Source organism: Pararobbsia silviterrae, from assembly GCF_003628125.1.
GTDB classification, from domain to species: domain Bacteria; phylum Pseudomonadota; class Gammaproteobacteria; order Burkholderiales; family Burkholderiaceae; genus Pararobbsia; species Pararobbsia silviterrae.
Genome location: NZ_RBZU01000001.1, coordinates 519,702 through 532,881 on the forward strand (window position 1 = coordinate 519,702; position 13,180 = coordinate 532,881).

14 protein-coding genes and 1 pseudogene are annotated in these 13,180 nt (G+C 64.9%); 13 read left to right on the plus strand and 2 right to left on the minus strand.

Annotated elements, in window-relative coordinates; genetic code table 11:
- Nucleotides 1–2: 2 nt before the first annotated feature.
- Nucleotides 3–842: a ComF family protein gene (locus D7S86_RS02360; RefSeq protein ID WP_121082947.1), complete on the minus strand. Its 840-nt coding sequence runs from the start codon at nucleotides 840–842 to the stop codon at nucleotides 3–5.
- 73 nt (nucleotides 843–915) lie between these two features.
- Between D7S86_RS02360 and D7S86_RS02365 the strand changes: the two genes are divergently transcribed.
- The 7 genes and pseudogenes from D7S86_RS02365 (at nucleotide 916) to D7S86_RS02395 (ending at nucleotide 6,976) form a co-directional block, all read left to right on the plus strand.
- Nucleotides 916–1,896, plus strand: coding sequence for a methyltransferase domain-containing protein (locus tag D7S86_RS02365; protein ID WP_121082950.1), 981 nt, complete (start codon nucleotides 916–918; stop codon nucleotides 1,894–1,896).
- 223 nt (nucleotides 1,897–2,119) lie between these two features.
- Entirely contained in the window at nucleotides 2,120–2,596 is a 477-nt protein-coding gene (locus D7S86_RS02370) for a DUF2244 domain-containing protein (protein ID WP_121082954.1), read from the plus strand.
- A 44-nt stretch (nucleotides 2,597–2,640) separates the two neighbouring features.
- Nucleotides 2,641–3,807 (plus strand): annotated as a pseudogene (gene coxB / locus D7S86_RS02375) (cytochrome c oxidase subunit II); the annotation flags it as partial.
- A 22-nt stretch (nucleotides 3,808–3,829) separates the two neighbouring features.
- Nucleotides 3,830–5,461, plus strand: coding sequence for a cytochrome c oxidase subunit I (ctaD, locus tag D7S86_RS02380; RefSeq protein ID WP_121082961.1), 1,632 nt, complete (start codon nucleotides 3,830–3,832; stop codon nucleotides 5,459–5,461).
- A gap of 138 nt (nucleotides 5,462–5,599) precedes the next feature.
- Nucleotides 5,600–5,752: a cytochrome oxidase small assembly protein gene (locus D7S86_RS29755; protein ID WP_166444086.1), complete on the plus strand. Its 153-nt coding sequence runs from the start codon at nucleotides 5,600–5,602 to the stop codon at nucleotides 5,750–5,752.
- A 14-nt stretch (nucleotides 5,753–5,766) separates the two neighbouring features.
- Entirely contained in the window at nucleotides 5,767–6,030 is a 264-nt protein-coding gene (locus D7S86_RS02390; RefSeq protein WP_121082966.1) for a DUF2970 domain-containing protein, read from the plus strand.
- Nucleotides 6,031–6,118: 88 nt separating this feature from the next.
- Nucleotides 6,119–6,976: a cytochrome c oxidase subunit 3 gene (locus D7S86_RS02395; protein WP_121082969.1), complete on the plus strand. Its 858-nt coding sequence runs from the start codon at nucleotides 6,119–6,121 to the stop codon at nucleotides 6,974–6,976.
- 268 nt (nucleotides 6,977–7,244) lie between these two features.
- Here the strand turns inward: D7S86_RS02395 and D7S86_RS02400 are convergent, their stop codons facing one another.
- Nucleotides 7,245–7,454: a twin transmembrane helix small protein gene (locus D7S86_RS02400; protein WP_121082972.1), complete on the minus strand. Its 210-nt coding sequence runs from the start codon at nucleotides 7,452–7,454 to the stop codon at nucleotides 7,245–7,247.
- A gap of 171 nt (nucleotides 7,455–7,625) precedes the next feature.
- Between D7S86_RS02400 and D7S86_RS02405 the strand changes: the two genes are divergently transcribed.
- From D7S86_RS02405 to D7S86_RS02435, 6 genes are all read left to right on the plus strand, one after another.
- Nucleotides 7,626–8,399 carry an SURF1 family protein gene (locus tag D7S86_RS02405; protein WP_240647996.1) on the plus strand — a complete coding sequence of 258 codons (774 nt, stop codon included), beginning with the start codon at nucleotides 7,626–7,628 and terminating at the stop codon, nucleotides 8,397–8,399.
- A gap of 8 nt (nucleotides 8,400–8,407) precedes the next feature.
- Nucleotides 8,408–9,100, plus strand: a complete 693-nt coding sequence (locus D7S86_RS02410; protein ID WP_121082976.1) for an SCO family protein — start codon at nucleotides 8,408–8,410, stop codon at nucleotides 9,098–9,100.
- Between the two features lie 69 nt (nucleotides 9,101–9,169).
- A complete protein-coding gene (locus D7S86_RS02415; protein WP_121082979.1) occupies nucleotides 9,170–10,303 on the plus strand; it encodes a COX15/CtaA family protein in 1,134 nt (377 codons plus the stop codon).
- Nucleotides 10,304–10,310: 7 nt separating this feature from the next.
- Nucleotides 10,311–11,216, plus strand: coding sequence for a heme o synthase (gene cyoE / locus D7S86_RS02420; RefSeq protein WP_121084222.1), 906 nt, complete (start codon nucleotides 10,311–10,313; stop codon nucleotides 11,214–11,216).
- A gap of 12 nt (nucleotides 11,217–11,228) precedes the next feature.
- Entirely contained in the window at nucleotides 11,229–11,855 is a 627-nt protein-coding gene (locus tag D7S86_RS02425; RefSeq protein WP_121084224.1) for an SCO family protein, read from the plus strand.
- Between the two features lie 587 nt (nucleotides 11,856–12,442).
- Nucleotides 12,443–13,177, plus strand: a complete 735-nt coding sequence (locus tag D7S86_RS02435) for a GntR family transcriptional regulator (RefSeq protein WP_121084226.1) — start codon at nucleotides 12,443–12,445, stop codon at nucleotides 13,175–13,177.
- Nucleotides 13,178–13,180 lie beyond the last annotated feature (3 nt).

Here is a 13,180-nt window from a genome sequence, read left to right on the forward strand (position 1 = left end):
GGTCAGGGCCCATCGGAATCAGGGGTTGGCGTGCGCAGCACGACGAGTGCGGTCACGCGCGCCGCGCCTGCGCGTTTAAGGGCGCGGGCTGCGGCGTCGAGCGTCGCGCCCGAGGTCATCACGTCGTCGACGAGACCGATATGCGCGCCGCGCATGCGCTCGGGACGGTGCGCGACGAACGCGCGCCGCATATTGCGCCACCGATCGACGCCTCGCAACCCGGATTGTGCGGGTGTGTCGCGCGTTCGGGCGAGTCCGCGCGCGATGGCGGGGCGATCGATCGCGCGCGCGAGCCGTCGCGCGATCTCCCAGGCCTGGTTGTACCCGCGCGCCGCGAGCCGCGCGTCCGACAGCGGGACGGCGACGATCAGATCGGGCGGCGCGGCGCACGCGGACCGGATACGTGCGGCGAGGCACGACGCGAAACAGCCCGCGAGCGAGAGCTGCGCGCGGAATTTCAATCCGATCGCGAGCGTGTCGGCCGGCTCCGCGTAGTCGGCGACGCAGACGGTCGCGTCAAAGGCCGGCAGTCGCGCGATGCAGTGACCGCAGAGTGTCGTCGCGTACCGTTCGACGGATTCGACGGACGCGACGGACACATTGGGTTCGGCGGCCAATGACGCACACGGCGCGTCGGCGCGGCGTGCGATCGGCAACGCGCAGCGCGTGCAGCGGGTCTGCGTATCCGCGAGGCAGGCCGCGCATCCCGCGCAGAGCAACGCGCGCGAGGTGGCCCCGCATAAGGCGCACGCGCTCGGCAGCAGCGTGTGCAAGGTCGACGCGCACGCCGCGCCGAGAAATGACGATCCGGCTCGGCGGGCCGCGTGGAGAGCGCGTTTCATCGGGGCAGGTCACAATTCCGGACCGGGTATACTGCCGGTCTTGCGCGCGGTCCACCGCGAAAAACGACCCACGATGTCTTCTTCCTATACCGATTCGGTTCGGCCCGATGCCGATATTCGTCGAATCACACGCATCTTCGATCGCCGGGCGGCGTCCTTCGCGGAGGTCGCCTTCCTGAACCGCGAGGTCGCGCAGCGGATGCGTGAGCGTCTCGATTACATAAAGATCGACGCGCGCGCCGTGCTCGACGCGGGGTGCGGGCAGGGCGACGATCTCGCGTCGCTCGCGACGCGCTTTACGCAATCGACGGTGTACGGCATCGACGCGTCGCCGCGCATGCTCTCGCATGTCCCCAGCGCGAGCGCGCCCGCAAGCGGGCTGCAGCGGCTGTTGCCCGGTGCGCTGCGCGAGCGTTTCGCATCGCGCCGGCCGCCGCTCGCGCAGGCCGATTTCGGCGCGCTGCCGTTTGCGCCGGGCGTATTCGATCTCGTCTGGTCCAATCTTGCGTTGCACTGGCATCCGCGTCCGCACGATGTGTTCCCCGAATGGAATCGCGTGCTCAAGACGGGCGGCCTGCTCATGTTCAGCACGTTCGGACCGGACACGTTCAAGGAGCTGCGCGCGGCGATGTCGGCCGTCGAATCGGAGGCCGGCGCGACGGTCCCGCATCGAGGCCGGCGCGTCATCGATTTCACCGATATGCACGACTTCGGGGACATGCTTGTCAACAGCGGTTTCGAAGTCCCGGTCATGGATGTCGAGCGGCTGACGGTCACCTACCCGAGCGCCGACAAGCTGCTCGCCGACGTGCGGCGCTGGGGCGCCTATCCGTTCGGCGATCGGGCTTCGGAACGCTTGATGGGGCTCGGCTCGAAGCGTTGGCGCGCCGCGCTGGGCGCCGCGCTCGAGCGTCAGCGCGGACCCGACGGGACGATCGCGTTGAGTTTCGAGCTTGTGTACGGGCACGCATGGAAGGCGCAGGTGAAGGCGACAGCCGAAGGGCACGCGATCGTGCGCGCCGACGAAATCGGCGGGCGTCGACGCAAAATGTGACGCGCCGATGTCGTTCGATATCGATCCGGCGCAGACACAATCCGCGCGCGGCGAACACCGTCTCGCGAGACGCCGCCACGCGCGCGATCTTGCGGGCCGCTTTGGGCGATCGCCCGCAAACCGCCGTCCGGCGTGCCTCCCGCGCGAATTCCGTTTGCTTGTCGCTGATGGGGAACCCGCCTATAATGCGTCCGTTTGCGGGTGGGGTCTTGCGAGGCCGACGATGTACGCCGACAGCGAAGGGGTCGAAAACGAGCCTGTCCTGAAGGACTGGATGCTCAAGCGGAACTGCTCGGTATCACCGAAGCAGTTTTTCGTTTTCTATGTAGGGCTGTGTCTGGTGTCGTTGTCGATCGCGTTGACGGTCGTGTACTGGGGTGCGTGGCTAGTACTGCCGTTTACGGGGCTTGATCTGCTCGTCGTCGGGGTTGCCTTCGTGATTTACGCACGGCACGCGGTCGATTACGAATATATCCGGCTGTGCGAACATCGATTGGTCATCGAGCGGGTGTCGGCAGACCGAGTGTCGCAATACGAATTCAATCCGCGCTGGGTGCGGGTCGAGCCGGGAGCCACGCCTCGAGACCGCATTACGCTGCACTCCGCCGGACAATCCGTGACAATCGGGCAGCACCTCGCCTGGCACCTCAGATCGCAGTTCGCGAATGAGTTGCGCAGCTGGTTGAGACGATGCGCCTGATGCGGCACGGGCGAGGGTTTGAAGTAATTTTGGGTAAGGAAGCCATGAAAATAATGAAGCGAGCCCTCGCGGTTCTGCTCGCGGGCGGCGGTTTGCTGACTGCCGGCCTGGCACAGGCGGTCAACGACAGTCCCGGCGGTCCTGCGCTCTACGAGCTGAACTTCCAACCACCGGCAACCCACATTGCCGATCTGCTGTACAACCTGCATACGATGATGCTGATCATCTGCCTGGTGATCTTCATCGGCGTGTTCGGTGTCATGTTCTATTCGATCGTCATGCACCGGAAGTCGCGTGGCGTTCAACCTGCGCACTTCCACGAAAGCACGACCGTCGAAATCATCTGGACCGTCGTGCCGTTCCTTATCGTGATCCTGATGGCGCTGCCCGCGACGCGCGCCGTCGTCGCGATGAAGGACACGACGAACTCCGACTTGACGATCAAGGTCACGGGCTACCAATGGAAATGGGGCTACGACTACGTCAACGGCCCGGGTCAGGGCATCTCGTTCATCTCGACGTTGACCACGCCGCGCGCTGAAGTCGACGGCGACATGCCGAAGACCGACACCTATCTCCAGGAAGTCGACAACCCGCTCGTCGTGCCGGTCAACAAGAAGATCAAGATCGTGACGACCGCGATGGACGTCGTGCACTCGTGGTACGTGCCCGCGTTCGGCGTCAAGCAGGATGCGATCCCGGGCTTCACGCGCGAAACGTGGTTCAAGGCCGACAAGCCCGGCACCTATCGCGGCTTCTGTACCGAACTCTGCGGCAAGGAACACGCGTTCATGCCGGTCGTCGTCGAAGTGCTGTCGGATGCCGACTACGCGAAGTGGGTCGACGATCAAAAGAAGAAGATGGCCGCGGCCAACGACGATCCGAACAAGACGTACACGCAAGCTGAACTGATCGCGCGCGGCCAGCAGGTCTACACCGCGAACTGCGCGGTCTGCCACCAGGCCAGCGGCAAGGGCGCAGGCGCCTTCCCGGCGCTCGACGGCGACGCCGTCGTCCAGGGTCCGCTCGCCGACCATATCAACGTGGTGCTGCACGGCAAGCAGGACGCCGGCAAGCCCGCGATGCCGAATTGGGACAAGACGCTCAACGATGTCGAGATCGCCGCTGTGATTACGTACGAGCGTAATTCGTGGTCGAACCACACGGGCGAAACTGTCCAGCCGAAGCAAGTGGCCGCCGCGCGCGACGGCAGCAAGACCTAGGAGAAGCACGATGTCGACGATCACGGACCACGAACACGCCGGCCACGCAGGTCACGAGCACGACGACCACGCGCACGACGACCACGCACACGATCATCCGCACGGATGGCGTCGCTGGCTCTATGCGACGAACCACAAGGACATCGGCACGCTCTATCTGATCTTCTCGTTCGTCATGTTCCTGACGGGCGGCGTGATGGCGCTGCTGATCCGCTCGGAACTGTTCGAGCCGGGGTTGCAGATCATGCGTCCCGAGTTCTTCAACCAGCTGACCACGATGCACGGGCTGCTGATGGTGTTCGGCGCGATCATGCCGGCCTTCGTCGGCTTCGCGAACTGGATGGTGCCGCTGCAGATCGGCGCGTCGGACATGGCGTTCGCGCGCATGAACAACTTCAGCTTCTGGCTGCTGCCGGTCGCGGGCGCGCTGCTGTCGGGTTCGTTCCTCGTGCCGGGCGGCGCGACGGCCGCGGGCTGGACGCTCTACGCGCCGCTGTCCACGCAGATGGGCCCCGGCATGGACCTCGGGATCTTCGCGGTCCACTTGATGGGCGCGTCGTCGATCATGGGCGGGATCAACATCATCGTGACGATCCTGAACATGCGCGCACCGGGCATGACGCTCATGAAGATGCCGATGTTCGCATGGACCTGGCTGATCACGGCGTTCCTGCTGATCGCCGTGATGCCGGTGCTCGCGGGCGCCATCACGATGCTGCTGTTCGATCGCCACTTCGGCACGTCGTTCTTCAATGCGGCGGGCGGCGGCGATCCGGTGCTGTACCAGCACATCTTCTGGTTCTTCGGTCACCCCGAGGTCTACATCATGATCTTGCCGGCCTTCGGGATCATCTCCCAGGTCGTGCCGGCGTTCTCGCGCAAGCCGCTGTTCGGCTATAGCTCGATGGTCTACGCGACGTCGTCGATCGCCGTGCTGTCGTTCATGGTCTGGGCGCACCACATGTTCGTGACGGGCATGCCGGTCACGGGCCAGCTGTTCTTCATGTACGCGACGATGCTCATCGCGGTGCCGACGGGCGTCAAGGTGTTCAACTGGACGGCCACGATGTGGCGCGGTTCGCTGACGTTCGAAACGCCGATGCTGTTCGCGATCGGCTTCCTGTTCGTGTTCACGATGGGCGGCTTTACGGGCCTGATTCTGTCGGTCGCGCCGCTCGACATCGCGATGCACGGCACGTATTACGTCGTCGCGCACTTCCACTATGTGCTCGTGGCGGGATCGTTGTTCGCGTTGTTCTCGGGCTGGTACTACTGGTCGCCGAAGTGGACGGGCTGGATGTACAACGAGACGCGCGGCAAGATCCACTTCTGGAGCTCGCTGCTGAGCTTCAACCTGACGTTCTTCCCGATGCACTTCCTGGGTCTGGCCGGCATGCCGCGTCGCTATGCCGACTACCCGGCGCAGTTCACGGATTTCAATCAGATCGCGACGATCGGCGCGTTCTGGTTTGGTCTGTCGCAGGTCTACTTCCTGTTCTTCGTCGCGTTGCCGACGTATCGCGGCGGCGGTGAGCACGAGAAGGCGGGCGACAAGCCGTGGGACGGCGCAACGGGCCTCGAATGGACGATCCCGAGCCCGGCACCGTTCCATACGTTCGAAGAGCCGCCGACCGTCGAATAAGCGGAATCGGTTCGCCCCGGCGCTGTCGTCGGGGCGTTGTACGATTCGGTGACGCGGTCGATGGTCGATGGTCGATGTCGGTACGGCGTTTTGAACGCATTCGGAAGGACAGCGCCGCGCGCGGCGCGGGAAAGCACGATGACGGGGCAACGACACAAGCCACTGCCGCACGATAACGCGGGGCGAGACGCCAGGATCAAGCGCAACAACCGGTGGCTCGGCCTGGTGCTGTTCGTGATCGCGGCGGTGTTTTTTGCCGGTGCGATCATTCAGCAGTGGCGGTCACATTGAACAGGGCTTCGCCGATGGGTGCGGAGAATGACGAAGGGGGCCGCGCTCGCGATGTCGAGGCGGATGCCGAACGCTCGGCGACGGATCGGCCGATTCGTTTCAGCGAGTCGTTCCGTGCCGTGTTCTGGTCGTTCTTCGGTGTGCGCAAGCGGCGCGATCTCGAACGCGACGCCGCGCGGCTGAATCCTGTTCACGTCGTCATCACGGCGTTCGTGATGATGGCGTTGTTTATTGCAATATTGGTCACGGTCGTGCATTTCGTCGTGTCGGCGAAATGATCGCGGGAACCGAGCATCGCGAAGCCCGTTCGACGTGCACGGGCGCAGTGGCGGAATACAAGAAACGGATCGAAGTGGAGAATCCCTGATGAACGCTCAGAACCAGAGCCCTTATTACTTTATTCCGCATCCTTCGCGGCATCCGATCACGGCATCGATCGGCCTGCTGTGCATGATGGCGTCGCTCGCGTCGTGGATCAACGGCGAGAAGCTCGCGCCGCTCGGCGTCTTCGTCGGTCTCGCGTGGCTGCTCTTCGTGCTCTGGCACTGGTTCGGCGACGCGATCGCGGAGTCGGAAGGCGGACAGTACGGCAAGCGCGTCGACAAGTCGTACCGCTGGAGCATGAGCTGGTTCATCTTCTCCGAAGTCATGTTCTTCTGTGCGTTCTTCGGCGCGCTGTTCTACACGCGCGAATTCGCGCTGACGCTGCTCGGCAGCCTCGACAGCAAGCTCGTGTGGCCCGATTTCGCGGCCGTGTGGCCGAACGTCGGTCCCGCGAATCTCGTGTCGCACTTCAAGCCGATGCAACCGTGGCCGGTGCCGACGATCAATACGGCGCTGCTGCTGTCGTCGGGCGCGACGCTGACCGTCGCTCACCATGCGCTCCAGCATGACGAGCGCAAGAAGACGATCGTCTGGCTCGCCGCGACGATCCTGCTCGGCGTGATATTCCTGTTCATGCAGGGCTTCGAATACTTCCACGCGTACAACGAGCTGAACCTCAAGCTCACGTCGGGCGCATACGGTTCGACGTTCTTCCTGCTGACGGGCTTCCACGGTTTCCACGTGACGCTCGGCGCATTGATGCTGACGGTCGTGCTGGTGCGCGTGATTCGCGGCCATTTCAAGCCCGATCATCACTTCGCGTTCGAAGGCGCCGCATGGTACTGGCACTTCGTCGACGTGGTCTGGCTGGGTCTCTACGTCGTCGTCTACTGGCTGTAAGACGCGCATCCAGACCCGAGACGTCGAGTGATCGACGGGGCCAGGGCGGCGATCGCCGCCCGACGCCGGATACCGGATTGCAGTTGTGAATCGCTGTTTCGGAACGACGCCGCCCCATGGGGCGGCGTCGTCGTTTACGGGTCGAGCGGACAACGGACGATGGGAACGACGCGTGCCGATCCGCGCGAGAACGGTGTGGTCTGCGTGAGGACGATGCGGCCGCGCGCGGAGGGCAAGCCGTACGAGGATGGCGTGTCTGCGCGGTGCGCTAGCGTCCGAGCGGAACCTGGGAGGTCTGAATCCAGCCCATCCAGTGTGCGAAAAGGATGATCAGGAACAGGCTGATCGACAGGCCGACACGCGTCGCGAGCGACCAGACCATACGTTGCGACTTGCCCTTGTCGTGCATCATGAAATACAGGGCGGACGCCATGCTTGCAATGATCAGCGCGAAGGCGATGGGAACCAGGATGTGCATGAATCGAACCACGGGTGTGATGGCGCGCATTATCGCACCGCACGGGCCGCGCGGCACGGTCGCCGGCGCCCTGCCTGACATGCGCAGCATCGCGCGTGCCGGCGGCGCGCCTGGCGACGCGCGTGACTGCACACGAGGCGGCACACAAGGCGGCACACGGGGGCGCCCATGCTGAAGATTCGTTTCTGGCCGGCGTTGATCGTCGTCGCGGTCATCCTCGTGACGACGCGCCTCGGCTTCTGGCAGCTCTCGCGCGCGCATCAGCGCGAAGCGCTCAATGCGCATCTGACCGAGTTCCAGCATGCGACGCCGATCGCCGTGGGCCCGCAATCCGTGCCGCTTGCCGCGATCGAATATCATCGCGTCGTGACGCATGGGACGTGGATGCCCGAGCGCGTCGTCTATCTCGACAACCGGCCCTATAAGGACGCGCCCGGTTTCTACGTCGTGATGCCGCTGAAGTTCGCCGACGGCAGCGCCGTGCTCGTGAATCGAGGATGGCTGCCGCGCAGCGAGGAGGATCGGACGAAGATCGCGCCGTATGCGACGCCGGCCGGCGACGTCGAAGTCGTCGGTCTTGCGCGGGCCAATGCAAGCCAGGCGTTCGCGCTCGGACAGAGCGGCGCCGAAGCGCATCAGTCGATCCGCCAGAACCTCGCCGTCGACGCGTACGCGCGGGAAACCGGACTCCGTCTGCAACCGTTCGTGATCCAGCAAGACGACGGCGCGCGGGACGGACTCGTGCGCGATTGGCCGACGCAGGTCGCCAACGCCCAGCAGAACTACGGCTATATGGTCCAATGGTGGGCGATGGCGGTTGCCGCGCTCGCGTTCGGACTCTATGCGGCGCGTCGCGCCGCCTTGCACGAACGGCGCGCGCCGGTCGCCGAGGCGCCGGAGACGCCCGATACGCCGGAAATACCGAACACGCCAGACAAACATTGAGGTCGAGCTTGACTGAATCGAATCACGCATCGTCGCGCCAACGCACCCATCGGCCCTCGCGCGAGCGCAACGTCGCCTCGCGCGCCGAGGGCGACGCCGCGCCCCGCGGGAGCTGGAATACCGGCCGCTGGGTGCTGTTGCTGATCATCGCGATCTGCGCGGCGCCCGTCATCGCGTCGTATTTCACCTATTACGTCGTCAAGCCGCGCGGCGGACAGACGAACTACGGCGCGCTGATCACGCCGCAACGGCCGATTCCGGCCTCGCTCCACGTGACCGACGAGCAGGGCCACGACATGCCGCTCAGCGCGCTCGAGGGCAAGTGGCTGATGGTCAGCGTCGACGCGAGCGCGTGCGGCGATGCCTGCGCGAAGAAGCTCTATTTCATGCGGCAGATCCGTCTGACGCAGGGCGCCGATCGCGATCGCGTGCGCACGGTCTGGCTGCGTACCGATTCCGCGCCCGTGCCCGACAAGGTCAGCGCGCCCTACGCGGACACGCGTACGCTCGTCGCCGATCCGGCCGCGCTCGCAGCGTGGTTGCCCGCCGATGCCGACACGCCGATGACCGACCCGATCTATCTCGTCGATCCGAACGGGAACCTCATGATGCGTTTTCCGAAGGATCCGAATCCGTCGAAAATCAAGGCCGATTTGAGCAAATTGCTCAAGATCAACACGGGCCTCGGCACGGCGGACTAAAGTCGCGCGTGCGCCGCGCCGCGCGCGACTCATCGAGCTTTTGACCGGATACCACGACGACACCGTTCCATGTTCATTCTCCAACTCGGCCTGATCGGCCTGTGCGTCGCGCTTGTGCCGTTGTCTTACGTCTGGGGCAGCGGAGACCCCGATAAATTTCGCAAGCTCGTCTGGATCACGACATTTCTCACGCTCGATCTCGTGATGTTCGGCAGTTTCACGCGGCTGACCGATTCGGGACTCGGCTGTCCCGACTGGCCCGGCTGCTACGCAAGTTCGTCGCCGTTCGTCGCGCACGCGGCGATCCACGCGGCCGAAGCCGCGATGCCGACGGGACCCGTCACGATGAGCAAGGCCTGGATCGAAATGGTCCATCGCTATATCGCGATGGCGGTCGGCGTGCTGATCATCGCGCTCGTCGTCATCGCATGGGCGCGTCGCGCGCGCCTCAGGATCAATCCGTGGGGACCGACGGCGTTGCTCGCGCTGGTGCTCGTGCAGGGCGCCTTCGGCGCGTGGACGGTCACGCTCAAACTTCAGCCGGTCATCGTGACGACGCATCTGCTGCTCGGTCTGTCGCTGCTCGCGGGCCTCGGCTGGCTCGCCGCGACGCGCTCGGCCGACACGGGCGTCGGGCCGCGCGGCACACCGTTCGGCGGCGCGATATCGGCGCGTAGCGCGGGATTGCGCACGGCCGCGTGCATCGCGCTCGTGCTGCTCGTCGTGCAGATCGCGCTCGGCGGCTGGGTCAGCACGAACTACGCCGTGCTCGCGTGCACGGACTTCCCGACGTGCAACGGTCAGTGGGTGCCGCCGATGGACTTCGCGAACGGCTTTCATCTATGGCGCGCGCTCGGCCGCACCGGCGACGGCGGCTTCATCACGCAGGACGCGCTCGTCGCGATCCACTGGACGCACCGGACCTTTGCGTTCGTCGTGTTCTTCTACGTCGGCTGGCTCGCGCTGAAGCTGCGCGGCGATCCCGCGCTGCGCCGGCTCGCGACGACCTTGCTCGCGGTGCTCGTGATCCAGATCGCGAGCGGCCTGTCGAACATCCTGCTCGATTGGCCGTTGCCGGTCGCGGTCGCCCATAACGGCGGGGCCGCGATCCTGCTGCTGACACTCGTCATGGTAAACTTCCATCTCAATTCTCGTCGCGCCCGTGCCGCCGCCGCGCCTGCGCAGGCCGGCGTCAGCGCCTGATCTCACCATGCCCGCATCCATCGTCCAGCCGTCGACCGGCAACCGTCTGGCCCAGTATTGGGCGCTGACGAAGCCGCGCGTCACGCAGCTCGCCGTCTTCTGCGCCGTGATCGGCATGTTCCTGTCGACGCGCGGCATGGTGCCGCTGCGGCCCCTGATCGGCGGCACTATCGGCATCTGGCTGCTCGCGGGGGCCGCGTTCGCGATCAACTGCCTCGTCGAGCAGAAAGTCGATGCACTGATGCGCCGCACCGCATGGCGGCCGTCGGCGCGCGGCGAGATCTCGTCGTTTCAGATCATTGCGTTCTCGTCGGTGCTCGGCGCGCTCGGCATGTGGACGCTCGACACGTTCACGAATGCGCTCACGATGTGGCTCACGTTCGCGACCTTCGTCGGTTACGCGATCGTCTACACGATCATCCTGAAGCCGGCGACGCCGCAAAACATCGTGATCGGAGGCGCCTCGGGTGCGATGCCGCCCGCCTTGGGCTGGGCCGCGGTCACGGGCGCCGTGCCCGCCGACGCCTGGATTCTCGTGCTGATCATCTTCGTCTGGACGCCGCCGCATTTCTGGTCGCTCGCGCTTTACCGCCGCGCCGACTACGAGAAATCGGGCCTGCCGATGCTGCCGGTCACGCACGGCGAGAAGTTCACGGGCCTGCACGTGTTCCTCTACACGATCGTGCTGCTCGGCGTGACGCTGCTGCCGTATGCGACGCGCATGAGCGGGCTCGTCTACCTCGTGTCGGCCGTCGTGCTCGGCGCGATCTATCTCGTCTACGCGTGGCGGATCTGGCGTCACTACAGCGATGCGCTCGCGCGCCGCGCGTTCCGTTATTCGATCGTCTATCTGTCGCTGCTTTTCGCGGCTCTGCTTGTCGATCACTACGTGCCGCTCGGCATCGGACTCTGAGTGCGCGCGCCGATGCATGCAGATCGCGCGGCCCGCGCGCCGATCTCGCGCTGGACACGGATCGCGGCGACGGCCGTCGTCGCCTGCGCGGCGCTGCTCGGCGCATGCAGCAAACCGCAGGATTTCACGAACGTCGACATCACGGGCAGCAAGAGCTTCGCGACGGATTTTTCGCTGCCCGACACGCATGGCAAGGTCCGTACGCTCGCGGACTACAAAGGCAAGGCGGTCGTGCTGTTCGTCGGCTACACGCACTGTCCCGATGTGTGTCCCGCGACGATGGCCGAGCTCGCGCAGGCGATGCAGCGACTCGGTCCCGATGCGTCGAAAGTCCAGGTGCTGTTCGTCACGCTCGATCCCGCGCGCGATACGCCGGCCGTGCTCGATGCCTATGTGCACGCCTTCAATCCCGCCTTCGAGGGCTTGCGCCCCGCGAGCGATGCGGATCTCGCGGCCTTCGCGAAGGCCTTTCGCGTCGTCTATGCGAAGGTCCCCGACAAGTCGGGCGACGGCTATACACTCGACCATACGGCGGGCAGCTATGTGTTCGACCCGTCGGGACAATTGCGCTTGTTCGCGCGCGACGGGCAGGGACCGGACCCGTGGGTCCATGACCTTCAACTCTTGCTGGGCAGCTGAACGCTTCATCGGCTGAGCGGCCGGTCACTCGCATCGGCGTTCCGTTCCCGCCTGCTTCCCCAAATGTCGACGCTTGCATCGTGACCTGAGCGGTCATCGTTGCGGCCCCGAAATCCTCGTCGGCATCACCGATCCCGCAGGGCAGCACCCTTATCGTGCTGACGCTTCATGCGACCCGCGTGTTTGCCGCGGCGTATCCGGCGTCGATGCGATGCATCGCGTTTCATCGCATCGGCCCGCCACGCGGGCCTCTTCCGTCTGCTGCGTACGCACAGCGCACACCGCCTGTACGCGGAATCCGATGCGCGCCGATCGTGCACGCGCACCTCGCGCGCTCGCGTCGCGTGATGTTTTCGTGCGCCGCCGCATGATACCGGTGCATGTCAAATTCAATGAACTGGTATGCATCAATGTCGGGATATACCCTGATGCGAGTTCCCTCATCACATCAAATTCCGGCGCAAATCCCTTTATCGACGGGGCATTAAGCAAAATCCCCAGATATTTTTGTCCAGATTGACTGGTATTACTTTGGTCCTATAATGGCCCGCAAACAACAGCCGTATGACGATGCCGACGGAAGGCCGATGGAAACACGCTGGCAAGAGTTGAAACCCGATCCCGATAGCGTGACGCCGCTGTATCTGCAGCTCGCGCGCAAGCTCGCCGACGCGATCCAGGCCGGCGTGTGGTCGGCGGGAGAAGCGCTACCGTCCGAGCGCGCGCTGTCCGAAGCGCTCGGCGTCTCGCGGATCACGTCGCGCAAAGCCATCGCGCTGCTCGTCGAGCAGGGGATGATCAAGCGCACGCAAGGCGCCGGAAGCTTCATCACGCCGCGCCTCGAAGATCCGCTGTCGCAACTGACGGGCTTCTCCGAGATGCTGCGGCGGCGCGGCTTCACGCCGAGTTCGCAGTGGTTGTCGCGCGAGATCGTGCCGGCGAATCGCGCGGAGGTCATTCAGCTGGGTCTGTCGCCGGCGGCGGCCGTCGTGCGGCTGCGGCGCTTGCGGCTCGCCGACGACGTCGTGATGGCCGTCGAGCATTCGACGTTTCCCGCCGCGCTGATTCCGGAGCCGACGGCGATCGGCGATTCGTTGTACGCGTACCTCGACAAGCGCGGTCTGTCGATCGTGCGCGCGCTTCAGCACTTTCGCGCCGTCAACGCGACCGAGGAAATCGCGGCGCGCATGGGGATCGCGACGGGCGAAGCGCTGTTGCTGATCACGCGGATCGGCTTCACGGCCGACCAGCGCGCGATCGAACTGACGGATACGTATTGCCGCAACGATTACTACGACTTCGTTGCGGAACTGAGGCGATAGGCG